Origin of the sequence: Duganella sp. CT11-25 (genome assembly GCF_047302815.1) — a bacterium.
Lineage (GTDB): Bacteria > Pseudomonadota > Gammaproteobacteria > Burkholderiales > Burkholderiaceae_D > Rugamonas.
Genome location: NZ_JBKBFD010000001.1, coordinates 6,224,156 through 6,249,035, shown reverse-complemented (window position 1 = coordinate 6,249,035; position 24,880 = coordinate 6,224,156). Strand labels below are relative to the sequence as shown.

At 65.5% G+C, this 24,880-nt stretch carries 23 protein-coding genes and 1 riboswitch; of the genes, 15 read left to right on the top strand and 8 right to left on the bottom strand.

Translation table 11 applies throughout. The annotated features are described in order from the left end of the window. Positions 1–240: 240 nt before the first annotated feature. The 4 genes from ACEN9F_RS27085 to mgrA all read left to right on the top strand — a co-directional run bounded on the left by ACEN9F_RS27085 (position 241) and on the right by mgrA (position 3,897). Positions 241–1,221: a LacI family DNA-binding transcriptional regulator gene (locus ACEN9F_RS27085; RefSeq protein ID WP_413425149.1), complete on the top strand. Its 981-nt coding sequence runs from the start codon at positions 241–243 to the stop codon at positions 1,219–1,221. A 132-nt stretch (positions 1,222–1,353) separates the two neighbouring features. Beyond that, positions 1,354–1,932, top strand: a complete 579-nt coding sequence (sodB, locus tag ACEN9F_RS27080; RefSeq protein ID WP_413425147.1) for a superoxide dismutase [Fe] — start codon at positions 1,354–1,356, stop codon at positions 1,930–1,932. 199 nt (positions 1,933–2,131) lie between these two features. Then, the gene (locus ACEN9F_RS27075) at positions 2,132–2,812 is read left to right on the top strand and encodes a phage tail tip lysozyme (RefSeq protein WP_413425146.1); all 681 of its coding nucleotides are present in this window, start codon (positions 2,132–2,134) and stop codon (positions 2,810–2,812) included. Positions 2,813–2,856: 44 nt separating this feature from the next. Next, positions 2,857–3,897, top strand: coding sequence for an L-glyceraldehyde 3-phosphate reductase (gene mgrA / locus ACEN9F_RS27070; protein ID WP_413425144.1), 1,041 nt, complete (start codon positions 2,857–2,859; stop codon positions 3,895–3,897). Here the strand turns inward: mgrA and ACEN9F_RS27065 are convergent, their stop codons facing one another. Beyond that, the gene (locus ACEN9F_RS27065; protein ID WP_413425142.1) at positions 3,898–4,398 is read right to left on the bottom strand and encodes a hypothetical protein; all 501 of its coding nucleotides are present in this window, start codon (positions 4,396–4,398) and stop codon (positions 3,898–3,900) included. 100 nt (positions 4,399–4,498) lie between these two features. On the opposite strand from ACEN9F_RS27065, the gene ACEN9F_RS27060 reads away from it, so the two are divergent. Further along, positions 4,499–5,401 carry a LysR substrate-binding domain-containing protein gene (locus ACEN9F_RS27060; RefSeq protein ID WP_413425141.1) on the top strand — a complete coding sequence of 301 codons (903 nt, stop codon included), beginning with the start codon at positions 4,499–4,501 and terminating at the stop codon, positions 5,399–5,401. Here the strand turns inward: ACEN9F_RS27060 and ACEN9F_RS27055 are convergent. Further along, complete coding sequence (locus ACEN9F_RS27055) at positions 5,373–5,750, bottom strand: hypothetical protein (protein WP_413425139.1); 378 nt, start codon at positions 5,748–5,750, stop codon at positions 5,373–5,375. The two genes, ACEN9F_RS27060 and ACEN9F_RS27055, sit on opposite strands and share 29 nt — an antisense overlap. Positions 5,751–5,929: 179 nt before the next feature. Between ACEN9F_RS27055 and ACEN9F_RS27050 the strand changes: the two genes are divergently transcribed. The 6 genes from ACEN9F_RS27050 to ACEN9F_RS27025 are packed head-to-tail and all read left to right on the top strand — an operon-like array spanning position 5,930 to position 11,501. Then, positions 5,930–6,250, top strand: a complete 321-nt coding sequence (locus ACEN9F_RS27050) for a DUF4148 domain-containing protein (RefSeq protein ID WP_413425137.1) — start codon at positions 5,930–5,932, stop codon at positions 6,248–6,250. 23 nt (positions 6,251–6,273) lie between these two features. Further along, positions 6,274–7,722, top strand: coding sequence for an efflux transporter outer membrane subunit (locus tag ACEN9F_RS27045; RefSeq protein WP_413425135.1), 1,449 nt, complete (start codon positions 6,274–6,276; stop codon positions 7,720–7,722). A gap of 49 nt (positions 7,723–7,771) precedes the next feature. Beyond that, positions 7,772–8,269, top strand: coding sequence for a MarR family winged helix-turn-helix transcriptional regulator (locus ACEN9F_RS27040; RefSeq protein ID WP_413425133.1), 498 nt, complete (start codon positions 7,772–7,774; stop codon positions 8,267–8,269). A 14-nt stretch (positions 8,270–8,283) separates the two neighbouring features. Then, positions 8,284–10,431, top strand: coding sequence for an FUSC family protein (locus tag ACEN9F_RS27035; RefSeq protein WP_413425131.1), 2,148 nt, complete (start codon positions 8,284–8,286; stop codon positions 10,429–10,431). Then, complete coding sequence (locus ACEN9F_RS27030) at positions 10,409–10,621, top strand: DUF1656 domain-containing protein (RefSeq protein ID WP_413425129.1); 213 nt, start codon at positions 10,409–10,411, stop codon at positions 10,619–10,621. The genes ACEN9F_RS27035 and ACEN9F_RS27030 overlap by 23 nt, the downstream gene beginning before the upstream one ends. 19 nt (positions 10,622–10,640) lie before the next feature. Further along, positions 10,641–11,501 (top strand): efflux RND transporter periplasmic adaptor subunit, encoded by an 861-nt coding sequence (locus ACEN9F_RS27025; RefSeq protein ID WP_413425127.1) that lies wholly within the window; start codon positions 10,641–10,643, stop codon positions 11,499–11,501. Positions 11,502–11,595: 94 nt separating this feature from the next. Here the strand turns inward: ACEN9F_RS27025 and ACEN9F_RS27020 are convergent, their stop codons facing one another. The 5 genes from ACEN9F_RS27020 to ACEN9F_RS27000 all read right to left on the bottom strand — a co-directional run bounded on the left by ACEN9F_RS27020 (position 11,596) and on the right by ACEN9F_RS27000 (position 16,341). Continuing rightward, positions 11,596–12,342, bottom strand: coding sequence for an SDR family oxidoreductase (locus tag ACEN9F_RS27020; protein WP_413425125.1), 747 nt, complete (start codon positions 12,340–12,342; stop codon positions 11,596–11,598). Between the two features lie 47 nt (positions 12,343–12,389). Next, a complete protein-coding gene (locus ACEN9F_RS27015) occupies positions 12,390–12,722 on the bottom strand; it encodes a hypothetical protein (protein ID WP_413425123.1) in 333 nt (110 codons plus the stop codon). Between the two features lie 25 nt (positions 12,723–12,747). Then, entirely contained in the window at positions 12,748–13,410 is a 663-nt protein-coding gene (locus tag ACEN9F_RS27010) for a thiol:disulfide interchange protein DsbA/DsbL (protein WP_413425122.1), read from the bottom strand. 67 nt (positions 13,411–13,477) lie between these two features. Continuing rightward, positions 13,478–14,359: a cobalamin-binding protein gene (locus ACEN9F_RS27005; protein WP_413425120.1), complete on the bottom strand. Its 882-nt coding sequence runs from the start codon at positions 14,357–14,359 to the stop codon at positions 13,478–13,480. Beyond that, entirely contained in the window at positions 14,359–16,341 is a 1,983-nt protein-coding gene (locus tag ACEN9F_RS27000; protein ID WP_413425118.1) for a TonB-dependent receptor family protein, read from the bottom strand. The genes ACEN9F_RS27005 and ACEN9F_RS27000 overlap by 1 nt, the downstream gene beginning before the upstream one ends. A gap of 72 nt (positions 16,342–16,413) precedes the next feature. Further along, positions 16,414–16,587: riboswitch (cobalamin riboswitch) on the bottom strand. A 104-nt stretch (positions 16,588–16,691) separates the two neighbouring features. On the opposite strand from ACEN9F_RS27000, the gene ACEN9F_RS26995 reads away from it, so the two are divergent. Continuing rightward, positions 16,692–17,495, top strand: a complete 804-nt coding sequence (locus ACEN9F_RS26995) for a DODA-type extradiol aromatic ring-opening family dioxygenase (RefSeq protein WP_413425116.1) — start codon at positions 16,692–16,694, stop codon at positions 17,493–17,495. Positions 17,496–17,594: 99 nt separating this feature from the next. On the opposite strand, the gene ylqF is transcribed toward ACEN9F_RS26995, so the two are convergent. Then, positions 17,595–18,545: a ribosome biogenesis GTPase YlqF gene (ylqF, locus tag ACEN9F_RS26990; RefSeq protein ID WP_413425114.1), complete on the bottom strand. Its 951-nt coding sequence runs from the start codon at positions 18,543–18,545 to the stop codon at positions 17,595–17,597. 133 nt (positions 18,546–18,678) lie between these two features. Here ylqF and ACEN9F_RS26985 point away from each other — a divergent pair, with 133 nt between their 5' ends. The 3 genes from ACEN9F_RS26985 (at position 18,679) to ACEN9F_RS26975 (ending at position 24,794) form a co-directional block, all read left to right on the top strand. Further along, complete coding sequence (locus ACEN9F_RS26985) at positions 18,679–20,664, top strand: OPT family oligopeptide transporter (RefSeq protein WP_413425112.1); 1,986 nt, start codon at positions 18,679–18,681, stop codon at positions 20,662–20,664. A gap of 56 nt (positions 20,665–20,720) precedes the next feature. Further along, the gene (locus ACEN9F_RS26980; RefSeq protein WP_413425110.1) at positions 20,721–22,730 is read left to right on the top strand and encodes an alpha/beta hydrolase family protein; all 2,010 of its coding nucleotides are present in this window, start codon (positions 20,721–20,723) and stop codon (positions 22,728–22,730) included. A gap of 78 nt (positions 22,731–22,808) precedes the next feature. Further along, positions 22,809–24,794 carry an alpha/beta hydrolase family protein gene (locus tag ACEN9F_RS26975; RefSeq protein ID WP_413425108.1) on the top strand — a complete coding sequence of 662 codons (1,986 nt, stop codon included), beginning with the start codon at positions 22,809–22,811 and terminating at the stop codon, positions 24,792–24,794. The last annotated feature ends 86 nt before the right edge of the window (positions 24,795–24,880 follow it).

Sequence of the window (24,880 nt, the reverse complement as noted above, 5' to 3'; positions counted from 1 at the left end):
AGTCTGTTTCTTGTTATGGCTGGCGGCTTGATTATAAGTCACACCGTTTTATGAAAACGTTTTCAAGCGCCTTTTTCATTAAATACCGACACCGGCCGAAAGTCAATGCGTCACCATCATCCAAATTGGCGGAGGCCCCCCGGATTTATGGTAATCTTCCGGCGAAAAGGTTTTCATAACATAATCACAAAGGAACCCGTCTTGGCAGATACACCACACTCCTCCGGACCATCGACACTGATGGATGTTGCACGCGAAGCGGGAGTGTCACCCAGTACGGTTTCACGCATTCTGAACGGCACCGCCCGGGTGTCGGACGACAAGCGCCAGGCCGTGCTGGCCGCCATCGCGCAGATGAATTTCGCCCCCAACCAGATGGCGCAGGGCCTGAAAAAAGGCCGCTCGATGACCATCGGCATCGTGGTGCAGGATATCTCCTCCCCTTTCTTTGACGAAACCCTGCGCGGCGTCGACGACGGCCTGAAGGGCACCGGCTACGCGTCGGTGATCGTCAGCGGCCACTGGAACGCGGAAGAGGAAGCGGAGCGCATCCGCCTGCTGCTGGCGCGCAAGGTCGACGGCATCATCCTGCTGTCGGGCCGCATGTCGGACCAGGCGGTGCTGGGCTTTTCCAGCCAGCGCCCGATCGTCTCGACCGGCCGCGCGCTGAGCACGCGCAGCGCGCTCGGCTTCAAGATGGACAATGAATACGGCGCCTACCTGGCGGTGCACCACCTGATCGAGCTGGGCCACCGCAACATCGCCTTCATTTCCGGCCCGGCCAACAACATCGACGCCGCCGAGCGCCTGGCCGGCTACACGCGGGCGCTGGCCGAGGCCCAGATCCCGCTCGACGACAACCTGATCGTCGAAGGCAATTACCACGAAGCGAGCGGCATGCTGGCCATGAACCGGCTGTTCGACACGCACCAGCAGTTCACGGCCGTGTTCGCGGCCAACGACCTGAGCGCCTATGGCGCGCGGCTGGCCTTGTACCGCAAGGGCATCCGGGTGCCGGACGATATCTCGCTGGTCGGCTTCGATGACCTGCCGGGGTCGTCATATACCACGCCGCCACTGACCACCATCCGCCAGCCGCTCTATGACATCGGCCGCATCGCCACCCATGCGCTGCTGCGGATTATCAACGGCGAAGAGGCGCGCAGCGAGGTGCCGCCGCTGGAATTGATCGTGCGCGAGACCACGCGCCGGGTGCGCTGACGGGCGGGCTGAGTAGCCACACGGAAAACGGGCCTTTTCTGCATGGACCGCGCATCCGCTTTACAATGATGGACGTTTCGGCAAAAATTCACCTCCGTTTCAGAACCAACTCAAACCAATAAAGGAAGAACAATGGAACATACTCTGCCACCACTGCCATATGCAATCGACGCCCTGGCGCCGGCCATCTCGCAAGAAACGCTGGAATACCACTACGGTAAGCATCACCAAACGTATGTCACCAACCTGAACAACCTGATCAAGGGCACCGAGTTCGAAAACCTGTCGCTCGAAGAGATCATCAAGAAGTCGTCCGGCGGCATCTTCAACAACTCGGCCCAGGTATGGAACCACACCTTCTACTGGAACAGCCTGACCCCGAACGGCAAAGGCGCGGCAGACGGCGCGCTGGCCGACGCGATCAACGCCAAGTGGGGCTCGTTCGACAAGTTCAAGGAAGAGTTCACCAAGTCGGCAGTCGGCAACTTCGGTTCGAGCTGGACCTGGCTGGTGAAAAAAGCCGACGGTACGCTGGACATCGTCAACACCTCGAACGCCGCCACCCCGCTGACCACCGACGCCAAAGCGCTGCTGACCTGCGACCTGTGGGAGCACGCTTACTACATCGACTACCGCAACGTGCGTCCTAAGTATCTGGAGACCTTCTTCAAGCTGGCCAACTGGGACTTCGCAGCCGCCAACTTCGCCTGAGCGTAGTCTGCGGTGTCAAACAGAAAGCTTGTGCCGGCCGGCGCAAGCTTTTTTTTCGCCCGTTCGCGCCGTGTGATACATCCCGCGGAACTATCGCGGGCAGAGCGCCACTCAAGAGTGCTCCATGAGGAGTGATTTCCAATGGCCGGCTTGAAGCCATGAGATCGGATTGATCGACACACCTTCTGGAGCGAACGAGATGAGTACAGAAATCGGCCGTATCGGCACCGTCTATCACTGCGGCATCGACGGCAATACCTACAAGATAACCTCGGACCATACCGCCGTGCGGGTCACCGACCCCGGCGAGATCCAGGATGGCAACCATACCTTCATCAGCAACTGGCGCGACTTTCATGTGGAGGGCGAACCCGAGACCGTACCGGCGGGCGCCAATCCGCCGCCCGCCGGCAAGACCTCGGGCACGCCGCCCGCAGCCGGTTCCGGCACCCAATTCACGGCGGAAGAACTGATTCAGCATTTCATGTCCAAGGGTTACACCCGGGCGGGCGCGATCGGCATCGTCGCCAATCTCCAGGCTGAAAACGGCCTCAAGACAACGGGCGCGCCGGCCAGCCAGGGCGAGCAAGGGCTGGCGCAATGGAAGGGCCAGCGCCTCGCCAACTTGCAGGCCTATGCCGCCGCCCATAACCTGGATTGGCAGAGCAAGTCCGCACAGCTCGGGTACCTGGACCAGGAATTGGAAAACGACTATCCGCAAGTCGCCGCCAAGCTCAAAAATGCGACCGACCCGCAGCAAGCCGCCCAGGATTTCTGCGCGGGGTTCGAAATGCCGACCATGGACGACGGCACGCCGAATTATGCGACCTACGACGTCAGGAAACAGATCGCGCGCGAGATGGCGGCCGGCCAGTTCTGAAGCAAACTCTTATAATGAGGACGGACCATCACTATGGAGAGTACATGACCTACCTCGCATCCCCGCAGCGCTACGACGAAATGCAGTACCGCACCTGCGGACGCAGCGGCCTCAAGCTGCCGCTGATGTCGCTCGGCCTGTGGCACAACTTCGGCGACAGCAACACGCTCGCCTCGCAGCGCGACATGCTGCGCACCGCCTTCGATCTCGGCATCACCCACTTCGACCTGGCCAACAACTACGGTCCGCCGTACGGCTCCGCCGAAACCAATTTCGGCCACCTGTACAAGGAAGACTTCAAGCCCTACCGCGATGAGCTGATCATCTCCACCAAGGCCGGCTGGGACATGTGGCCCGGCCCTTACGGCCAGGGCGGCGGCTCGCGCAAGTACGTGCTGGCCAGCCTCGATCAAAGCCTGCAGCGCATGGGCCTGGACTACGTCGACATCTTCTACTCGCACCGCTTCGATCCGGACACGCCGCTGGAAGAAACCATGGGCGCGCTGGCGCACGCGGTCCAGCAGGGCAAGGCGCTGTATGTCGGCGTGTCGTCTTACTCCGCCGAGAAGACCGCCGAAGCGGCGCGCTTGCTGCACGAGTGGAAGGTGCCGTGCCTGATCCACCAGCCGTCCTACAATATGCTGAACCGCTGGATCGAGGACGAAGGCCTGCTCGATACGCTGGGCAAGCAAGGCATAGGCTGCATCACCTTCACCGCGCTGGCGCAGGGCATCCTGAGCGACAAATACCTGAACGGCATTCCGTCCGACGCCCGCGTCAATCGTCCGGGCGGCGGCTCGCTGCAGCAATCGCACCTCAGCCCGGAAAACCTGGAGCGCGTGCGCGGCCTGAATGAAATCGCCAGGCGCCGCGGCCAGACGCTGGCGCAGATGGCGCTGGCCTGGGTGCTGCGCGACGCGCGCGTCACGTCGACCCTGATCGGCGCCAGCAACAGCGCGCAGATCCGCGAGAACGTCGCCGCGCTGAAGAACCTCAGCTTCACCGCGGAAGAACTGGCGGCCATCGACGAGCAGGCCAAGGAAGGCGCCATCAACCTGTGGGCGGGATCGTCGTCCCATAAGTAATCAATGCTGGCTGTAGAAGGCTTCGCCCTGCCGCAAATGCTCGGCGAAGTCGAACTGCCTGCCGAGCATCTCGTCAAAATCCGCGCGGGCGATGCGCATCACATAGCTGTGCTGATTGGCGATCAGGCGGCTGTCGGCCGGCAGCAGCGCCACGTGCCGGCCGCCATACCATTTGGCCGGATCGGCGTGGCCGGCCTTCAGTACCTGCCCGCCCTGCTCCACCTGCCAGCCGCCGTCCAGCAGCACCCAGATGTGGTCGTTGGCGTCGAGGCGGTTGCTGACCTCCATGCCGGCCTGCGCTTCCCATTCGCTTGAATGATCGATCACCCACTTCAGCTGGCGCTTGTCGAGCCTGGTGAAGAACGGCGTCTTTTTCAGCAGATGCAGATAGGTGACGGATTTTTTCATGTGGGTCTGGTCCTGCGGCTGGATGCCCATCGCGATGGCGATGGTCGCGGCGCCGGCGGCGATGGCGGCGGTCAGGTATTGGGCGACGTTCATGTGCGGCTCCCGGTTGCTTGATGGAGCCAGTATTACTTATCGCCACACATGAATAAAGGCAGTAATATTGCAAGCACTATGCAATTTACGCAAATAAACCATGGATAGATTTAACGCCATGCGGATCTTCACCCGCATCGTCGAGCTGGAGAGCTTCAGCAAGGCGGCGGAAGATTTGCAGATGCCGGCCGCCACGGCCACCTACACCATCAAGCAGCTGGAGGCGCACCTCGGCGTGCGCCTGCTGCAGCGGACCACGCGCCATGTCAGCACCACGCTGGACGGCCAGGCCTACTACCAGCGCTGCGTGCGCATCCTGGCCGACGTCGAGGAGACCGAGGCGGGCTTCGGCAACAGCGGCGTGGCGCCGCGCGGAAAACTCAGGGTGGATTTGCAGGGAACGCTGGCGCAGCACTACGTGCTGCCGCGCCTGAAGGAATTCTTTACCCGCTATCCGGATCTCGCACTGGAGATCGGCATGGGCGACCGGCTGGTGGACCTGGTGCGCGACGGCGTCGATTGCGTGCTGCGGGTCGGCGAGCTGCGCGACTCCAGCATGGTCGGCCGCCGCGTGGCCTCGCTGCAGCAGGTGACCTGCGCCAGCGCCGCCTACCTCGACCGCCAAGGCACGCCCGCCACGCTGGACGACCTGGCCGCGCAAGGCCATCGCGCGGTCAACTTCTTCTCGTCCAGCAGCGGCAAGATGTTCCCGTTCGACTTCATCGTCGACGGCGAACAGCGCAGCATCGCGCTACCCGGCACGGTCTCGGTCAGCAACGCCGAGGCCTACGTGGCCTGCTGCGCCAACGACCTCGGACTGGTGCAGCTGCCGCGCTACCACGTCGCCCACCTGCTGGACAGCGGCGCCTTCCGTGAGGTGCTGGGCGCGTGGCGGCCCCAGCCGATGCAGGTATCGGTGCTGTATCCGCACCAGCGCCAGCTGTCGCCGCGCGTGCGGGTGTTCGTCGACTGGATTACGGACGTGATGACGGCCGCGAGCTAGTCCGCGACCAGTCGCGGCGCTCCTCGCGCAGCGGCTCCCGCTCGCCCTCTTCCTGTTCCTCTTCGGCCGGCGCGGCGTCGCGGAATTCGCCGTCGACCACCGGGATCGTCTCGACATGGTCGAAGCCGATGTCCGCATCCGGCGCCACCAGTTCCAGCTCCACCTCGGCGCGCTCGCCGGTACCTTCGGCATCGGTATCGCTGTCGAAGCTGATGTCAGGATCGCCGGCGACATCGCTGCCGCTGTCGGAGTTATCGCTCGGGCCCAGCGCGCGCGTGCCGTGGCCGCGCCCCAGCGTGCGATCGGTGCCAACCGGAATGTTATCCGGGTCCAGCGTACTGTCAGACATGATCTGCTCCTTCGCGTAAAAACCTGATTTGACCACCGCTGCGGCGTCCGGTCCGTGCGCCGTCTCGCTTAGGCATGGCAAAAATCTATCGTGCTGATAGGAATCTTTTACTTTACAAATGTAATATTCATCTCTATAGTTAACCTCATCGAACACCCAACCACACAAGGAGAGATGTCATGAGCACAACTACCAAAAACCTGCTGACCGCAGCCGCTACCGTCGTATTCGCCATCGCCGCCACCGCCACCACGGTGACCAGCGCCTTCGCCCAGAGCACCACCGCGACCTCGTCGGCCACCACCGCGGCCGCCACCGGCACCGCCGCCCAGAACGCCGTCGCCAACAGCGCGCTGGTCTCGGCCAAGGCTGAAAAACCGGCCGGCCTGACCCGTGCCCAAGTGCAGGCGGAAGTCATCGAAGCCCGCAAGAACGGCACGCTGCTGGAAACCGAAGCCGACTTCGACGTCGCCCAGACCAAGAAGCACTTCGTTAAGTAAGCTGTAAAGTGAAGCCGTCGTCCATGCCGTTGCAAGGCACCGTTCGTCAAGTCGCCGCCCCCATGCTCGCATGCGCGCTGGCGGTGCTGGCCGGGTGCGCCGACATGGGCAACGTCAAGCCGCAAGCGGTCGCGCTGAAGAACGCCGCTCTCCATCCCGGCAAGGCCATCGCCGCCGCCAGCGCCGACATTTCCTGGCCCGACGAGCATTGGTGGGAAGCGCTGCACGACGAGCAGTTGAACCAGCTGGTGAAGGCCGCGCTGGACGACAGTCCGACGCTGCGCGCGACGCTGGCGCGTGTGCGCCAGGCCGAAGCGCTGGCGGGCGTCGCCAAGGCCGGCACGCTGCCGCGCGCCGACGCCTCGGCCAGCGCCGACCGCGAACTGTACTCGGCGCACAGCACCGTCCCCGCGCCCCTGGCCGGGAGCTACGCGTGGAAGAACACCGCTACGCTATCCGGTTCCTACGACCTGGACCTGTGGGGCCGCAACCGCGACGCGCTGGCCGCCGCGCTGGACGACGTGCGCATGGCCTCGGCCGAATCGCAGATGGCGCGGCTGACGCTGGAAACCGCCGTCGTGCGCAGCTACATCCAGCTGTCGCTGGAGTACGCGCTGCAGGACAGCGTGGCGGAGAACCTGGCGCAGCGCCAGCGCATCCTGGAGATCACGCGCCGCCGCCAGGCCGCCGGCCTGGCCAGCGACATCGACGTGACGAGCATAGAAACAACGCTGCCGGCCGGACGGCGCGAGCATGAGCAGATCGGCGAATCGATCGCCCTGCTGCGCAACCAGCTGGCGGCACTGATCGGCAAAGGACCGGGCGACGGAGACGCGATCGCCCGGCCGATGCTGGCCCTTGAAGCGGGCCGGGGCGGCGCGGTTCCCGCGTCGCTGCCGGCGGAACTGGTCGGCCGCCGCCCCGACATCGCGGCGCAGCGCTGGCGCATCGAAGCGGCGAACGCGCGCGTCGCCGGCGCCAGGGCCGACTTCTACCCGAACATCAACCTGGCGGCTTTTGTGGGCTTCCAGTCGCTGGGCTTCTCGCATTTTTTAGACAGCAACTCGTCCATGCGCGGCGTCACGCCGGCCATCAGCCTGCCGATTTTCGAAGGTGGCCGACTGCGCAGTCAACTGGGTAACCAGACCGCCATCCTTGATGGCGCGGTCGAGCAGTACAACGCCACAGTGGTGCAAGCGATGGCCGACGTTGCAAACGCAGTCGTCCGGATCGCCTCGGTCGGGCAGCAGGACCGGCTGGCGCGGCGCGCCCTGGATTCGGCGCGCCGGCAGCAGCAACTGGCGGAACGGGCCTATCAGGCGGGCATGACGGACTCGCTCAACGTCATCAACGCGCAGATCGTGCTCTTGAGCGAGCAGCAGCAAATGGCGCAAGTGGCGAGCAAACAACTAGATAACTATGCATTGTTGATGGCGGCGCTGGGTGGCGGCATAAAACTGGATTTACATTGACGCTTAGATAGTACAATCAAATCCTTTTAAAAATAACAGAGGAGAGGCGATGAGCAGTTTTGAAGCGACTAAAAAACGCCTGAAAAACATCCATGCCCGCATGCCGGAATTCCCAGAGGATTTGATGCGCCTGCTGCGCATGACGTACCACATCCAGAAGCGGATGAAAGATTTGAGCAACGCGGCGCTGCGCCAATACGATCTGGTCGACGCCAGCTATATGGTGCTGGCGGTGCTGTACGGTTCGGAAAACGAGACCTCGACCGCGTCCACGCTGGGCGAGGCCTGCATGGAAAAACCGGCCAACCTGACGCGCGTGTGCAACGACCTGGAAAGCCAGGGCCTGATCACCCGCGGCAACCGCCCGGGCGACCGGCGCTGCGTGATGATCTCGCTGACCGACGCCGGCCGCGCGCTGGCCGAGAAGGTGCTGCCGGAAGTATGGTCCGCGACCACCCACGCCTACGACGGCTACAGCGCGGAAGAAGTCAAAGTATTGGAATCGCTGCTGAAAAGGCAGCTGGATAATTTAGAAGCACTCACCTAGACCGACCCGACCACATGAACGTTCCCCCAGCCGCCACTCCTGATTCGGACCACAGCGCGGCAGGGGGAGCGGTCCGCTGGCTGGCGGCGCAGACCGCCGGCTGGCTCACCACCGAGGGCGAACGCTGGGTCTTCGTCGCCAAGGCCATGCTGGCCTCCTTCTGCGCGCTATGGCTGGCCTTCCGTCTCGGCCTGGACGCCCCGTACACCGCGCTCGCCACCACCATCATCCTCGCGCTGCCCAGCAGCGGCATGGTGCTGGAAAAGGCTTTCTACCGTTTCCTCGGCACGCTGGTCGGCTGCTCGGCCGCGCTGGCGCTGGTCGCGCTGTTCCCGCAATCGCCGCCGGTGCTGTTCCTCGGCGTGGCGCTGTGGGTCGCGCTGTGCACCGGTGGCGCCGCCATGCACCGCAACCAGCAGTCCTACAGCTTCGTGCTGGCCGGCTATACCGCCGTCATGATCGCCGTCCCCGCCATCGACGCGCCGGCCAACGTCTTCACGCTGGCGGTCACGCGCGTGACCGAGGTCGGGCTGGGCATCATCTGCTCGGCCGTGGTGCATGACGTTTTCTTCCCGCGCCGCCATTCGCGCGCGGTGATGCGCACGGTGCAGGCGCGCTATGCCGGCTTTGTCGGTTTCTGCCGCCAGGTGCTGGAGCAGCGCCTGACGCCGGCCGAGGCGGAGTTAAACCACTTGAAGTTCGCGGCCGATATCGCCGCGCTGGAATCGGGCCGCGCCGCCGCCTTCTTCGAGGCCGATCATCCGCGCTCGCACACGCGCCAGCTGCATGCCTTCAATGCGGCCTTCATGACGGCGCTGACCACCTTCTACACGCTGCACCGCCTGAGCCACCGCCTGCGCACCGCGGGCGCCGGCCCGGTGCTGGAACTGGTCGAGCCCATGCACGCCCATCTCGCGCAAGCCATGCGGCAGGAGCTGGCTCCCGGCCACCTGGCGCAGATGCGCGCCACGCTGGCCGCCGACATCGCCGCCGCGCGCACCCGGCTCGCCGGCGGCGCGGCGGTGGAACGCGCGCAGCAGATCGACTTCGACACGGCGGCCGAGCTGCTGGAGCGCTTCGCCCGCGACCTGTCGGATTTCGCCGCGCTGTACCACGGCCTGGCGCAGGAGAAGCGCCAGCAGGTCAGCGATCCCGGCGCCTATACGCCGAAGACGCCGCCGGCCATCATCGTCGCCAGCGGCTTCCGCGCCGGCGCCACGCTGCTGGTGACGGCCGCCGCCTGGTACTGGCTGGCGTGGCCGTTCAGCGTCAACGCCATCCTGATGGCCACCATCTTCTGCGCGCTGGCCTCGTCGTCGCCGCGGCCGACGGTGCTGGTGCAGCAGGTGCTGATGGGATTCCTGATCGCGATGCCGCTGGCCTTCGTCACCGAATTCTTCCTGGTCGCGCGGGCCGATAATTTTTCGCCGCTGGTGCTGGCGGCGCTGCCGCTGTTCATCTTCGGCGCCTACCTGAGCAGCGGCCCGCGCTGGGCCGGCGTGGGGATCGGCATCGGCATGTTCTCGGCCACGCTGGTGGTGCCGACCAACTTCATGCACTACGACGTCGAGTCCTTCATCAGCAGCGAGCTGTCGCTGACGATGGGCGTGGTGGTGGCCTACCTGATGTTCAAGGTGGTGCTGCCGGAGCATACGATGGGCCACAGGGGACACGTCGCCGCCGCGCTGTGGCGCGAGGCGCAACAAGCCTGCACCGCGTCCCTGTACCGCCTGAAGCGCCGCTTCGACAACCGCGTGCGCGATCTTCTGAGCCAGCTGAACGCCGCCTCCGGTCCGGCGCCCAACGACGCCGCGCGCGCAGTGGTGCGGCAGGGCCTGACCTTGCTGGAACTGGGCCACGCCGTGATCGAGCTGCGCCAGCTGATCGCCGCGTCGTACGACGGGCCGGCGCGCGGCAGCCTGCAACTGGTGGTGCGCCAGCTGGCGGCCTATTTGCACGCACCGTCGAACGCCAGCGGCGAAGCGGCGCTGCAATCGATACTCGACGCCGGATCGGCGGTGCGCGCCGCCCTGCCCGACGCCACGCATGAACGGCGCGCGCGCCTGCACACGGCGCTGGCCGACCTGCATTCCATCTACACGTCCTTGCTGGACCAGCTATCAACAGGAGAACCGAATCTTGCACAACCTCATGCCGCGTGAAATCGATTTTTTTGGCGTGCTGCTGCCCGGCGTGCTGCCCATCTTCCTCGGCAGCCTGGTGCTGCAGGTGGCGCTCGACAGCGTGCTGAGTCACGTCGGCGCCTACCGCCGGAGCTGGCACCCGGCGCTGGTGCGCCTGTGCCTGTTCGTCTGCATCTTCAGCGCCTTGCTGGTCACCCTGTATCAATAACCCTACCTGAGAGTCTGCTGTGAGCGCATCTAAAATCTTCCGTTTTTTCCTGACCATGCTGCTGCTGGGCGCAGCCCTGTGGACGGGACGTTCGGCCTGGGACCACTACATGGAATCCGCGTGGACCCGCGACGGCCGCATCAAGGCCGACGTGGTGACCATCAGCGCCGACGTCGCCGGCACCGTGACCGAAGTGCTGGTGCACGACAACCAGCTGGTCAGGCAGGGCGACGTGCTGTTCGTAGTCGACAAGGCGCGCTACCAGAACGCGCTGGCGCAGGCCGGCGCGCTGCTGGCGTCGCAGCAGGTAGAGAAAGGCCGGCGCAGCAAGGAAGCCAGCCGCCGCGCGGCGCTGGACAGTTCCATCGTCTCGGCCGAGAACATGGAAACGGCGGAATTCGCGGTCGGCACGGCGTCGGCCCAGTACCAGGCCGCGCTGGCCGCGCGCAACCTGGCGCAGCTCAATCTGGAACGCACCGTGGTGCGGGCGCCGGTGACCGGCTACGTCACCAACCTGAACGTGCACGCGGGCGACTTCGCCGCCGTCGGCGCGGCCAAGCTGGCGGTCATCAACAGCGCGTCGTTCTACGTGGTCGGCTATTTCGAAGAGACCAAGCTGCCGCTGCTGAAGGTGAACGACAAAGTGGAAGTGCATTTGATGAGCGGCGCGGCGCAGCTGAACGGCCATATCGAAAGCATCGCGCACGGCATCACCGACCGCGACGCGAGCCTGGGCCGCGAACTGCTGGCCGACGTCAACCCGACCTTCAACTGGGTACGCCTGGCGCAGCGCGTGCCGGTCCGCATCCACATCGACCAACAGCCGAAAGGCATGGAGCTGGTGGCCGGCACCACCTGCACGGTGGTGATCCACAGCTAACTCCGGGGTCAGGTCCAAAACCTGGACACGAACTCTACCGTAGCGGTCGCTACGGTAGAGTTCGTGTCCAGGTTTTGGACCTGACCCCGGAGTTTTATCGCGCGCCGCCGGCGTCGACGATGGCACCGCTGACGTAGGACGATTGCGGTCCCAGCAGCCACAGGATGGTCTCGGCGATTTCCTCGGGCTGGCCGCCGCGCTGCAGCGGCACCGTGGACGCCAGCTTGTCGACCCGGCCCGGATCGCCGCCGCTGGCGTGGATCTCGGTGTAGATGATCCCCGGCCGCACGCAGTTGACGCGGATGCCCTCGGCGCCGACCTCCTTGGACAAGCCCAGCGTCAGCACGTCGATCGCCCCCTTGGAGGCGGCATAGTCGATATACACGTTGCCGCCGCCATGGCGCGACGCGCCCGACCCGACGTTGACGATGCCGCCGCCCTGCCCTCCCGCCAGCGTCGACATGCGCTTGACGGCCTCGCGGCTGCACAGGAAGCAGCTGACGATATTGGTGGTGAACACGCGCTGCAGCCGCTCCGCCGACATATCGGCCAGCTTGCACTGCCGCTCCAGGATGCCGACGTTGTTGACCAGCGCCGTCAACGGCCCCAGCTCCGCATCCACGGTGGCGAACAGGCGCAGCACGTCCGCCTCCACGCCGACATCGGCCTGCACCGCGATCGCCTCGCCGCCCTCGGCGACGATCTGCGCGCGCAGCTTCTCCGCCGCCTTGGCGTCGCTGCGGTAGTTGATGCAGACCGCATAGCCGCGGCGGCTCGCCATCAGCGCCGTCGCCGCGCCTATGCCCCGGCCGCCGCCGGTCACCAGTATCACTTGTTTCATCGGATCGCCTTATGAAAAAAGCCCGCTGCCGCGGGCTTGGGGGTATCTTATTTTTCCGGGCTGGTGTGGCTCAGCGCGTAGGTCAGGTGCTGCCACCAGTGCTCGCGCGACTGCACGGTGCGCAGGCATTTCCTATCCAGTTCGCCCTTGAAGATCGGGTCGGCGCACTGCTTGGTGATCAGCGCATTGCGCTGGTTCTCCGCATTGAGCAGCGCAAGGCTCAGCCAGAATATCAGGCCCAGGAACACCACCACCAGGCTCCATGCCACGTGGTTGATGTAGGCCCACTCGAACAGGTTCTCCAGCATAGGTGAAGATTCCTTGTAGATCTTCATTACTTCGCCTTCAACGGCCTTCTTATCGTCGCTCGTAAATTTCATTGCCTTACCCGTCCTTCAAAAAAACTCATTTCTTCGCGGCGCGTTCCTGCAGCGATTTCGCAACCAGGCTATCCAATACCGCGAACATGGCGGCGTGCGCCGCCGGTGCGGAACTCAGGCCGTGACCAGCCACCGCCGGCGAGGTCGTATAGTGACCGTCAATCACCAGATTGGGCGCACTATCCAGTTTATACTGATTTGTCAGCGCCAGGCCGCGTTTCAACTTGGTTTGGACCGCGAAGGAGTTGAAAAATTCCAGGTATTTGGTCTTGTCGACGCCGTTCTTGACCACGAAGTCCAGCAACGCGGCATCGGTGTTCAGGCGGTTGCGCTCGACGTGGATGGCGCGGAAGATCTTCTCGTGCATGCCGTTGCCCAGCGCGTTCATCGCCTCCAGCGTGAAGAAGGCCTTGGCTTGCGCGTCGTCGCCCATGTGCAGGCGGCGGAACACCACCTTGTCGCTGTTCTTCTTGACCCAGTCGGCCATCAGCGGCTCCAGCGCGTTGCAATGCGGGCAATGGTAAAAGAATACTTCCAACACTTCGACCTTCTTGCCGGTGTCGGGACGCGGCGCGTCCACCGTGTTGAAATCCAGCCCATCTTTGAAGTCGGCGGCTTGGGCGCCGGCAGCGGCGGCCATGAAGGCGGCGGTGGCAATCAGGGGGCGCAGGAAACTCAGGAAACGCATAACAGTCCTTCAGCAGGGTTGGGAGGGTAAACGCCGGGAGATTACCACTTTTCACGTTAAGCCGGCCTTAAGGCCGGCGCCGGCGGGCGGTCTCCAGTTTCTCGCACAGCACGGCGATGCCGTCGGCGATGCGCGGCGTGGCGCGCACCAGCAGCTCGCTGTCGAGCATGAACAGGTTGCCGCGCCGGACCGCCAGCATGCCCTTGTACGGCTTCCAGATATTGATGCCGGACTGGCCGTCGTGCTGCTCGCCGCCGATGATCGCTTCCGGATTTTCCTGTAGAACGGCCTCGGTGCCGACCGATGGCGCGGTCACCTTCAGGCCGGCGAACACGTTGCGGCCGCCGCAGATGCGCAGCGCGTCGCTGACGACATGCTCGCCGTTGAGCGTGAACAGCGGCTTTTCCCATATCTGATAGAACACCCGCACCGGCGGGCGCCGCGCGTAGCTCGCCGTCAGCCTGGCCAGCTTCTGGCGGTAGTCGCCGGCGGCCGCCTGCGCCGCCGCCTCGGTGCCCATCAGCTGGCCCAGGCGGGTCAGGCTGGTGGCCACCTCGTCGAGCTTTTTCGGCTCGCTGTAGAAGATCGGGATGTTCAGGCTTTTCAGCTGCGACAGCTGGCGCTCGGTGTTCCCGGTTTGCCAGACCACCAGCAAATCCGGGCGCAACGCCACCACGCGCTCAAGGTCGATCTGGGCGTCGCTGCCGACCAGCGGCACGCGCTTGGCCGCTTCCGGGTAGTCGCTATAGTTCATGGCGCCGACCACGCGGTCGCCGCCGCCGGCCGCGAACAGCAGCTCGGTGATGTGCGGCGCCATCGCGATCACGCGCTGCGCCGGCCTGGCCAGCGTGACGCTGTTGCCGGCATCGTCCTTGACGGTGACGGCGGCGCACTGCGCGCTGACGGCCAGCGCCAGCAACAGCAACGCGCTCGGGACGGCGCCGCGCATCAGAACTCGTAGCGCGCCGAGACTTTCAGCTGGCGGCCGTCCGAAGGATAGATGCCGCCCTTGCAGGCAAACGCTTGCGAGTAGTAGTGCTTGTCCGCCAGGTTCAGGCCGGACAGCGCGAATTCCCACTGGCCGAACTTGCGGGCATAGCGCGCGTCCAGCGTGGTGTAGGAAGGAATCTCGCCGGCGCAGGTGTTGCTGAAGTCCGAGCCGTAGCGCTGGCTGTCGACCCATTGCGCGCCGATGTCGGCCGACTGCACGGCAGTGGCCCAGCTCAGGCGCGCGGTCAACGTGTTGTTCGGCACCAGCACCATCTCCTTGCCGTCGTTGACGCCTTCGGTGAACTTGGCCTGCACGTGCTGGTAGTGCGCGCTGACGCTCCAGTCGGCGGCGATGCGCTGTTCGGCATCGAGCTCGAAGCCCTGGCGGCGGGTCGGATCGAGGTTGGTGTTGGCGCCGAAGCCGAAGTTCAGCGTCGGGTCGTAGAAGATCTCGTTGCTCAGGTTATGACGGAACACGCGGGCGGTGATCTTGCGCGCGCTGTCGGCATAGCTCAGGCCCAGCTCCGCGTCGTGCGATTTTTGCGGCACCAGCGGCTGGTTGTTGGTCGGCGTCGCCGCGTTCTCGTCCGAGTTGGCCACGCGGTAGCTCTGGCCGGCCTTGCCGAACACGGTCAGGTGCGCGACCGGCATGTAGCTGGCCTGCAGTTCCCACGCGTTCAGGCCCTGGTTGACCTTGTAGCCGGTGGTCGAGAAGCCCAGCGGATCGGCGAAGTCCTTGTCGAACATCTCGCGGCGCACGCCGGCCGAGACGCGGCCTTCATGGGCGGCGTCGAAGCGCAGCTCGTCGCGCAGGTACACGGCTTTCGAGTGCTGGCTGGCGTCGGCGGCGGAGAACGACGACGCCGTGGTGCGGTTCCACACGATCAGGTCGACGCCGGCCACCACTTCGTTCAGCATGCCGCCGATCTCGCCCAGGCGGCGCAGGCGCGGCGAGAACTGGGTCTGCTTGCTGTCGTAGGTGGAGCTGGACGGGAAGCCGCCGAAGACGTAGGTCGATTCCACCGTCTTCTTGCGGTACGAGAGGTCGGCGGCCAGGTCGAAGCCGGCCACGCGGTACTGGCCGAAGACGGTCAGGCGATCGTAGTCGAGCGCGCCGTTGTCGTCCGGCGTCAGTGTCTGGCGCGGGTTGGCGTTGAACTGGGCCTCGCTCAGCGAACCGGCGAAGCGCATGTCCTGGCGCGCGCCTTCGTAGCGGAAGCCGATGCGGCTGTCGTTGGCGTACCATTGCGCGCCGCCGCTGAAGTGGGTTTGCTTGAATTCGTTGTTGTCGCGGTAGTTGTCGGTGCGCTGGGTGCCCAGCGTGGCATCGGCGGCAAAGCCGTTCCAGGCCTGCGCGCCGGAGACCCGCACTTCGCCGGCGTTGAACCGGCCGCCTTCGACGAACACGCTGCCGCGGCTGGCGGCCTTGCCGGGACGCTTGGTGACGATGTTGATCACGCCGCCGGTGGCGCCGTCGCCATACAGTACGCTGGCGCCGCCGCGCGTGATTTCGATGCGGTCCACGCTGTCGACCGGGATGCCCGACAGGACGGCGTTGAGCAATTCATTTTCCGACAGGCGCACGCCGTCCAGCACGATCACCATGTTCTGGCTGCTGTTGGTGCCGAAGCCGCGCAGGTCGAGGCCGAAGTCCGGGCTGCCGTCCAGGCTCTGGCGGCCGTACACGCCGCCGATCTTGCGGATCGCCGCGTTGATGTCGCTGGCGCCGGAGCGCCGGATTTCTTCCGCCGAGATGACCGTGGCGCCGATCGGGGCCAGCGCCGGGTCGGCGTCGAAGCGCGAGCCGGTGATGATGACGGGAGCGAGGATCTGGCCGGCCTGCGAGGCGTCTTCCGCCATGGCGGTCACGGGAGCGGCGGCGGTAAAGCACAGGGAAACGGCGACGGCCAGCTGGCGCGGGCGGAATGCGGAAGAAATCATGATAAATCGTTTTCAAAAAAGACATCCGCCTGCGTCCCCGCAAGCTGGAAGTGTACGGAAGCCGCCGATCAACGGCGCTTCCCCCTGTCTGGCCGATATCCGGGCTTGCAGGCGCGCGTTGGCGCTTGCGTTACCGTTGCGGGGGCAGCACACCTTGGCCGCGCGCTGGAAAGCGCCGGCGGCCTGTGTTTCCCGTTTAACCACGCATGTGAGCACAGGCGCGGCACCAGAACCCCGGCATTATACCCCTCGATCATTAACAATTTAGATAGGATCTATCTATATTTCCGGCATTGATTGCGGGGGCCGGCGTCCTTATAGTAGATGCATACTGAAACCGGAGCCTTGCCATGACCACGCAAACCTTACCCACTTATTTCCTCTCCCACGGCGGCGGCCCCTGGCCGTTCATGATGGACCAGGTCGGCCACCTGTATGGCCAGCTGGACGCGTCGCTGCGCGACATCCCGCGCCAGATCGGCGTCACGCCGAAGGCGGTGCTGGTGATTACCGCGCACTGGGAAGGGCGCGACTTCATGCTGTCGTCGTCGGCCAAGCCGCCGATGATCTACGACTACGGCGGCTTCCCGCCGCACACCTACGAGGTGCAGTACAGCGCACCGGGATCGCCGGAACTGGCAGTGCAGGTCAAGGCGCTGCTGGACGCGGGCGGCCATGCGGCGCAGCTGGACGGCCAGCGCGGTTTCGACCACGGCACCTTCAGCGCCATGTATCCGGTGTATCCGAAAGCGGACGTGCCGATCGTGCAGCTGTCGCTCAAGCACGGGCTCGATCCGAAGACGCACCTGGAAGTGGGCCGCTTGCTGGCGCCGTTGCGCAAGGAAGGCGTGCTGATTGTCGGCAGCGGCCTGAGTTACCACAACCTGCGCGCGTTCAACGCGCAGGGCGCGGCGGCCTCGCATGCGTTCGACGACTGGCTGCGCGCCGCGATGGCGCTGCCGCCGGCCGAACGCACGGCGGCCTTGATGGCATGGGACAAAGCGCCGGCCGCCCGCATGGCGCACCCGCGCGAAGAGCATCTGCTGCCGCTGATGGTGGTCGTGGGCGCGGCGGAAAACGAAACCGCCGCCGTGCCATACCATGAGGACGCGTTCATGGGATCGCTGGCTGTCACCAGCTTCCGCTTCGGCTAAAAATCCGGGGTCAGGTCCAAAACGCGGACACGAGCTCTACCTTAGCAGTAGCTAAGGTAGAGCTCGTGTCCGCGTTTTGGACCTGACCCCGGAGTTGCTTTAGGTGCCGCGCTTGCCGTTGGCGTAGGCGGCGGCTTTTTCGGCGGCGATGGCGGCTTTTTCGGCGGCCTTGGCGGCCGCTTCCACCGCGTAGACGTCGAGACGCTGTTTGCGGCTGGCCGGCGTCTCCAGCGAGATGCGGCCCAGCGCGCCGCTGCGGTAGTCGCCCAGGAAGGTGTGCGCGGCTTTTTCGTAATCGAGGTCGCCGCCCTTCTGGCGGAAACCACGCTTGGCGCCGATGCCCTCGACCACCGCGATGGCGTCGAATTTCTCGATTTCCTTGAAGCCGTAGCGCGCCACCAGCAGCGCCGGATAGTGCAGCAGCAGTTCGCCGGCCAGGAACTCGGCGACTTCTTCCTCGATCAGCGCGTTCGAGCCGATCGCGTGGCTGGCGGCCAGCATCAGGCCGTCGCTCGGCAGCGCGATCTTCGGCCACAGCATGCCCGGCGTGTCGACCAGGATGGTGTTCTTGTCCAGGTAGAGCTTCTGCTGCTGCTTGGTGACCGCCGGCTCGTCGCCGACCTTGGCCACCTTGCGCTTCAGCAGCGCGTTCATCAGGGTCGACTTGCCGACGTTGGGGATCCCCATGATCATGATGCGCAGCGGCTTGGTCGGCACGCCGCGGTGCGGCGCCAGCTGCTTGGCCAGTTCCGGCACGCGCGCGACGTCGGCCGGCTTCTTGGTCGTCATGGCGAACGCGGTCACGCCTTCCTGCGCGTTGTAGTAGTTGACCCAGGCCGCCGTGGCGGCCGGATCGGCCAGGTCGATCTTGTTGAGGATCTTCAGGCACGGACGCTGGCGGAACTTGCGCAGTTCCTCCACCATCGGATTGGTGCTGGCCTCGGGCAGGCGCGCGTCGACCACCTCGATCACCAGATCGGTGTTCTCCATCTGCTCCGCCGCCTTCTTCTTGGCGGCGTTCATGTGCCCCGGGTACCATTGTATCGACATGCTCTGGCCTTCAAAATCGTTCTGACAATCCGCTATTTTACCTGCTGGCCCGTCCGGACTTCGGATATGATGAGGCGCTTTTTCCTTTTTCTGATTATATAAACAATATTATTTTCAAACCGGAGTGCTGAAGATGAGCATAACTGCACCGTCCAACCCGAAGGAAATCACCCTTCGCGGCATTATCCTGGGCATTCTGATTACGCTGGTGTTTACGGCGGCGCAGGTCTACCTGGGCCTGAAAGTCGGCCTGACCTTCGCCACCTCGATCCCCGCCGCCGTGATCTCGATGGCCCTGCTGAGCGCCTTCAAGGACGCCACCATCCAGGAAAACAACATCGTCCAGACCATCGCCTCGGCCGCCGGCACGCTGGCCTCGGTGATCTTCGTGCTGCCCGGCCTGCTGATGGTGGGCTGGTGGGCGCACGTGCCGTTCTGGCCGACCTTCGGCGCCTGCGCCGTCGGCGGCGTGCTGGGCGTGATGTACACGGTGCCGCTGCGCCGCGCGCTGGTGTCGCAGTCCGACCTGCCGTATCCGGAGGGCGTGGCCGCCGCTGAAGTGCTGAAGGTCGGCATGGCGTCGCGCGCCGGCGCGGCCGAGGGCAAGGCCGGCCTGCGCGCCGTGGTCTGGGGCAGCGTCGCGTCGGCGCTGTTCGCCGCCGGCTCGGCCGTCAAGATCATGGCCGGCGAAGTGTCGATCTTCTTCCGCACCGGCGCCGGCGCCACCGGCATCGGCGCCTCGAGCTCGCTGGCGCTGATCGGCGCCGGCCACCTGATGGGCATCACGGTCGGCATCGCGATGCTGGCCGGCCTGGTCATCGCCTGGGGCATCATGGTGCCGCTGATGACATCCCTGACGCCGGCCGCCGCCGGCGCCGACGCCGCCGGCCAGGCGCTGTCGATCTGGTCCAAGGAAGTGCGCATGATGGGCGCCGGCGTGATCGGCACCGCCGCCATCATCACCCTGGCCGGCCTGGCCCAGCCCATCCTGGGCGGCCTGAAGTCGGCCATGGAAACCGCGCGCAAGTCCAAGCTCGAAGGCGCCGTCATCGAGCGCACCGAGCAGGACATTCCCATCTTCATCGTCGGCCTGGTGACCCTGATCGCCATGGTGCCCGCCGGCTGGCTGCTGGCCAGCTTCCTGCAGGGCGGCCCGCTGTCCGCACTGGCGCTGCCGCTGGTGGCGGTCGGCATCGGCTACATCCTGATCGCCGGCATGTTCGCCGCCGCCGTCTGCGGCTACATGGCGGGCCTGATCGGCTCCTCCAATTCGCCGGTGTCCGGCATCGCCATCCTGACCATCCTCGGCGCCGCGCTCAGCGTGGGCATGGTGGGCCGCAGCGTGATGGGCCCGGAAATCGCCCATGCGCTGATCGCCTTCGCGCTGTTCGTCACCACCGTGGTGCTGGCCGTGGCCGTGATCGGCAACGACAACCTGCAGGACTTGAAGACCGGCCAGCTGGTCAACGCCACCCCGTGGAAGCAGCAGGTCGGCCTGCTGATCGGCGTCGCCGCCGGCTCCTGCGTGGTGCCGCCGGTGCTGGAGCTGCTGAACCACGCCAACGGCTTCGTCGGCGCGCCGAATCTCGATTCGATCTCCGACCAGCCGCTGGCCGCGCCGCAGGCGCTGCTGATCTCGACGCTGGCCAAGGGCGTCATCGGCGGCAACCTGCAGTGGAACCTGCTGGGCTACGGGGCCCTGGTCGGCCTGCTGCTGGTGCTGATCAACTTCGCGCTGAAAAAATCCAGCGGCAACAAGTACAGCCTGCCGCCGCTGGGCGTGGGCCTGGCCATCTACCTGCCGAGCGCGGTGATCACGCCGGTGGTGATCGGCGCCGTGGCCGGCTACCTGTTCGACCGCGCGGTCGAGAAGCAGGCCGGCGGCGAGACCGCCAAGCGGCTGGCGGTGCTGGTGATGTCCGGCTTCATCGTCGGCGAGAGCCTGTTCAACGTCGCGCTGGCCGGCCTGATCGTGCTGTCCGGTCAAGGCGAGCCGCTGGCCATCGCCAACTCGCTGAGCGAACACCACACCATGATCGTCTCGCTGCTGGTCGGCATCGCCGTGGTCTGGGGCCTGTACCGCTGGTCGGCCAGGAACGGCCGCGCAGTCAACGCCTGATAGACAAAAAAGCAAGTCTCCTCTATGATTGCCTTATTGCAATCATAGAGGTCCAAATGAAACGTTCCGCGCTGCTCCGCCCGCTCTTCTTGTTGTGCGCCATCCCGGCCGGCCCAAGCGCCAGCGCCGCCGACGAGCTGCCCAGCGTCGCCAGCTTTTTCCAAACGCCGCAAATCGATCACGTGACCCTGTCGCCCGAGGGCGGCTATGTGGCGATGACGGTCATGCTGGCCGAAGGCAAGCAGGCGCTGGTGGTGCGCAACACCGCCGCCCCAGCCGAGGCAAGCGTGGTCAGCCAGATGGATACGGGGCTGGTGACCTTCTACGACCTGCATTGGGTCAACGAAAAGCGGATCGGCTACACGGTCAAAAACATGTTCATGGGCTCCAGCGTCAACCTCGACGAATTCGCGGCCGACCGCGACGGCGGCAACCGCCGGCATCTCATCAACGGCAACTGGGCGCACACGGAGGAACGGCCGATCGGCTCGCTGCTGGCTTCGCGCACCCTGACGGCGGACTATGCTTTTCACAGCGTCACGTATGACGGCTCCGACGACATCGTGGTCGAGAAATACACCTGGAATAACGTCGACCTCACGCCGGCATCGTCGCGCGTGCACCGCCTCAACACGCGCACCGGGCAGCTCCACGCCGCCTTCGAGGGCGCCCAGCCGGAGGCCAGCCGCACCTGGATCACGGACGGCAACGCCGTGCCGCGGGTGGTGATGTCGGTGGTCAAGGGGCGCTGCATCAGTTCGTACCGCAAGCCCGACGAACCCACCTGGACCCAGATCGACAGCGGCGAATGCTTCAAATCCAAGCGCTTCACGCCGTTGTTCTTCGACGGCGCCGACACGCTGTTCGTCCAGGCCGTTCACAAGGATCTGGCGGCGCTGTTCCGCTACGACCTGCACACCATGAAGCTGGCCAGCGAACCCATCGTTGAAACGGCCGGCTTCGATTTCTCCGGCGAGCCGGTGATCGACTATGCCTCCAAACGCCTGCTCGGCATCCACCTCAATACCGATGCCGGCGGCACCATCTGGATCCATCCCACGCTCAAGGCCGAACAGGCGAAGATCGACGCCGCCCTGCCCGGCGCCATCAATACCATCATCTGCGCCCGCCTGTGCCTGGCCTCGCCGGTGCTGCTGGTCCAATCCAGCTCCGACCGCCAGCCGGCCATGTACGCGCTGTACACGCGCGCCAGCGGCCAGTTGGTCGGCCTCGGCAGCAGCCATCCGGACATCAAGCCGGCGCAGATGGGCAGCCGCAGCTTCCACCGCTATGCCGCGCGCGACGGCCGCGCCATCCCCGCCTATGTGACCATGCCCGCCGCCAAGGCCGGCGGGCCGCGGCCGGCCGTGGTGCTGGTGCACGGCGGCCCCGGCGTGCGCGGCAGCTCCTGGGAGTGGGATCGCGAGGCGGCGTTCCTGGCCTCGCGCGGCTATGTCGTGATCCAGCCGGAGTTTCGCGGCGGCGCCGGCTTCGGCGCGGCCCATTTCGAGGCGGGCTGGAAGCAATGGGGCGGCGCCATGCAGGACGACCTGGCCGACGCCGCGCAATGGGCCGTCAAGCAGGGCTGGGCCGACCCCAAGCGCATCGGCATCATGGGCGCCAGCTACGGCGGCTACGCCACGCTGATGGGGCTGATCAAGGATCCGCAGATCTTCCGCGCCGGCGTCGAGTGGGCCGGCGTGACCGACATCAAGCTGATGTTCACCTCGCTCGAATCGGATATGTCGGAGGAGAACCTCGGCTACAGCATGCGCACGCTGGTCGGCGATCCGGACACCGACGCCGCCCTGTTCGCCAAAAACTCGCCGCTGCTGCGCGCGGCCGAGCTGAAACAGCCGCTGCTGATGGCGCACGGCAGCGACGACCGCCGCGTGCCGATGGCGCACGCCGACAAGTTCCGCTCGGCGGTCCAAGCCCACAACCGCAATGTGACCAGCATCGTCTACGACAACGAAGGCCACGGCTGGCGCAACGAGAAAAACCAGATCGATTTCTGGCAAAGGGTCGAGGCCTTCCTCGACAGGAACCTGAAGCAGGCGCCGTAGTTTCCTCGCCCAGCCGCAGCAGTAGACAAAAAAGCAAGCAACCTCTATGATTGCCTTATTGCAATCATAGAGGCTCGCATGAAACCCTCCCCGCTGTCCCGACTTGTCCTGCTGCTGGCGCTGGCCGGCAACGCCTGCGCCGCCCCGCCCGCCGAGAGTTTTTTCCAGGACCCGAGCGTCAGCCATGTGCAGCTGTCGCCGCAGGGCGGCTATGTCGCGCTGGTGAACGCGCTGCCGGGCGGCGTCGGCGTGCTGGCGGTGCGCGACACCAGCGACCCGGGCAAGGTCAACGTCATCATCAAGACCACCGACCTGGAGACCATCACCGCGGTCCACTGGATCAACGAGAACCGCATCGGCTTCACCATCAAGAACCTGCGCATCGAGTTCGAGGGCAACCTGGATGAAATGGCGGCCGACCGCGACGGCGCCAACCTGGCGCACCTGATCTCGGGCAACTGGGAGCACCAGCGCGAAATGACCGGCAGCTCCATCAAGGCCCAGATGCTGACCGCCGACTACGCGTTCTACGACGTCGCGCACGACGGCTCGGACGACATCCTGGTGGAAAAATACACCTGGAACAATATCGACCGCCAGCCCGACCATTCGCGCCTGTACCGCCTCAACACCCGCACCCGCCAGCTGCGCGCGACCTTCGAGGGCAACCAGCCGGCCGCCGCCAAGTACTGGCTGACCGACAGCAAGGACGTGCCGCGCGTGGTGACCTCGCGCATCAACGGCCGCTGCATCGCCTCCTACCGCAGGGCCGACGACAGCGCCTGGAGCGAGCTGGAAAACGGCGTCTGCTACCAGGACCTGCGCTTCACGCCGCAGTTCTTCGACGGCAGCGACACGCTGTACGTGCGCGCCAACCACCACGGCTACGCCGCGCTGTTCCGCTACGACCTGAAGAACCTGAAGATGAGCAAGGAGCCCTTCATCTCCGTGCCCGGCTTCGATTTCAGCGGCACGCCGGAGACCGACAGCACCACCGGCAAGCTGATCGGCATCCACCTGCAGACCGACGCCGGCACCACCGTCTGGCTGGAGCCGGCGATGAAGGCCGAGCAGGCCAGGATCGACGCCCTGCTGCCCGCCACCACCAACACCATCCACTGCGCCAACGCCTGCCTGGCGGCGCCGGTGCTGCTGGTGGTGGCGTCCTCGGACCGCGAGCCCGACCAGTACATCCTGTACACCCGCGCCAGCGGCAAGCTGCTCGGCCTGGGCGCCTCGCATCCGGACATCGACGCCAAGCAGATGGGCATGCGCGACTTCCACCGCTTCAAGGCGCGCGACGGCCGCGAGATCCCGGCCTATGTCACCCTGCCGCCGGGCAAGACGGCCGGTCCGCTGCCGGCCGTGGTGCTGGTGCACGGCGGCCCGAGCGTGCGCGGCGCCTACTGGGACTGGGACGACGAGGCCCAGTTCCTGGCCTCGCGCGGCTACGTGGTGATCCAGCCCGAGTACCGCGGCGGCACCGGCTTCGGCTCGCAGCACTTCCAGGCCGGCTGGAAGCAATGGGGCGGCACCATGCAGGACGACCTGGCCGACGCCGCGCAATGGGCGGTCAGCCAGGGCTGGGCCGATCCCAGGCGCATCGGCATCATCGGCGCCAGCTACGGCGGCTACGCCACGCTGATGGGTCTGATCAAGAACCCGGAGATCTTCCGCGCCGGCGTCGAATGGGCCGGCGTCACCGACATCGGCCTGATGTTCGACACGCCGTATTCGGACGCCTCGCGCGAGACGCTGAACTACAGCATGCGCACGCTGATCGGCGATCCGGACAAGGACGCCGAACTGTTCCGCAAGAACTCGCCGCTGCTGCGCGCGGCCGAGCTGAAACAGCCGCTGCTGATGGCGCACGGGCTGGAAGACCTGCGCGTGCCGGTGGTGCACGCCGACCGCTTCCGCAGCGCCGTCAAGCAGCACAACCCCGCCGTCGAATTCATCACCTACAGCAACGAAGGCCACGGCTGGCGCCACGCCGACAACCGCATCGCGTTCTGGAAGCGGGTCGACGCCTTCCTCGACCAGCACCTCAAGCAGGCGCCGTAGTCTTTTAAGCCGACTCCTACCCGGCATCGGCCTGTGTGCCGATGGTGCGCGCGCGCGCCGGGCTCCATGATGGTGCTTCACCATCT

Excerpts from the sequence above, each read along its gene's own strand:
- ACEN9F_RS27085 (WP_413425149.1), top strand. The coding sequence starts at position 241 with ATGGATGTTGCACGCGAAGCGGGAGTGTCACCCAGTACGGTTTCACGC.
- sodB (WP_413425147.1), top strand. The coding sequence starts at position 1,354 with ATGGAACATACTCTGCCACCACTGCCATATGCAATCGACGCCCTGGCG.
- ACEN9F_RS27075 (WP_413425146.1), top strand. The coding sequence starts at position 2,132 with ATGAGTACAGAAATCGGCCGTATCGGCACCGTCTATCACTGCGGCATC.
- mgrA (WP_413425144.1), top strand. The coding sequence starts at position 2,857 with ATGACCTACCTCGCATCCCCGCAGCGCTACGACGAAATGCAGTACCGC.
- ACEN9F_RS27065 (WP_413425142.1), bottom strand. The coding sequence starts at position 4,398 with ATGAACGTCGCCCAATACCTGACCGCCGCCATCGCCGCCGGCGCCGCG.
- ACEN9F_RS27060 (WP_413425141.1), top strand. The coding sequence starts at position 4,499 with ATGGATAGATTTAACGCCATGCGGATCTTCACCCGCATCGTCGAGCTG.
- ACEN9F_RS27055 (WP_413425139.1), bottom strand. The coding sequence starts at position 5,750 with ATGTCTGACAGTACGCTGGACCCGGATAACATTCCGGTTGGCACCGAT.
- ACEN9F_RS27050 (WP_413425137.1), top strand. The coding sequence starts at position 5,930 with ATGAGCACAACTACCAAAAACCTGCTGACCGCAGCCGCTACCGTCGTA.
- ACEN9F_RS27045 (WP_413425135.1), top strand. The coding sequence starts at position 6,274 with ATGCCGTTGCAAGGCACCGTTCGTCAAGTCGCCGCCCCCATGCTCGCA.
- ACEN9F_RS27040 (WP_413425133.1), top strand. The coding sequence starts at position 7,772 with ATGAGCAGTTTTGAAGCGACTAAAAAACGCCTGAAAAACATCCATGCC.
- ACEN9F_RS27035 (WP_413425131.1), top strand. The coding sequence starts at position 8,284 with ATGAACGTTCCCCCAGCCGCCACTCCTGATTCGGACCACAGCGCGGCA.
- ACEN9F_RS27020 (WP_413425125.1), bottom strand. The coding sequence starts at position 12,342 with ATGAAACAAGTGATACTGGTGACCGGCGGCGGCCGGGGCATAGGCGCG.
- ACEN9F_RS27015 (WP_413425123.1), bottom strand. The coding sequence starts at position 12,722 with ATGAAATTTACGAGCGACGATAAGAAGGCCGTTGAAGGCGAAGTAATG.
- ACEN9F_RS27010 (WP_413425122.1), bottom strand. The coding sequence starts at position 13,410 with ATGCGTTTCCTGAGTTTCCTGCGCCCCCTGATTGCCACCGCCGCCTTC.
- ACEN9F_RS27005 (WP_413425120.1), bottom strand. The coding sequence starts at position 14,359 with ATGCGCGGCGCCGTCCCGAGCGCGTTGCTGTTGCTGGCGCTGGCCGTC.
- ACEN9F_RS27000 (WP_413425118.1), bottom strand. The coding sequence starts at position 16,341 with ATGATTTCTTCCGCATTCCGCCCGCGCCAGCTGGCCGTCGCCGTTTCC.
- ACEN9F_RS26995 (WP_413425116.1), top strand. The coding sequence starts at position 16,692 with ATGACCACGCAAACCTTACCCACTTATTTCCTCTCCCACGGCGGCGGC.
- ylqF (WP_413425114.1), bottom strand. The coding sequence starts at position 18,545 with ATGTCGATACAATGGTACCCGGGGCACATGAACGCCGCCAAGAAGAAG.
- ACEN9F_RS26985 (WP_413425112.1), top strand. The coding sequence starts at position 18,679 with ATGAGCATAACTGCACCGTCCAACCCGAAGGAAATCACCCTTCGCGGC.
- ACEN9F_RS26980 (WP_413425110.1), top strand. The coding sequence starts at position 20,721 with ATGAAACGTTCCGCGCTGCTCCGCCCGCTCTTCTTGTTGTGCGCCATC.
- ACEN9F_RS26975 (WP_413425108.1), top strand. The coding sequence starts at position 22,809 with ATGAAACCCTCCCCGCTGTCCCGACTTGTCCTGCTGCTGGCGCTGGCC.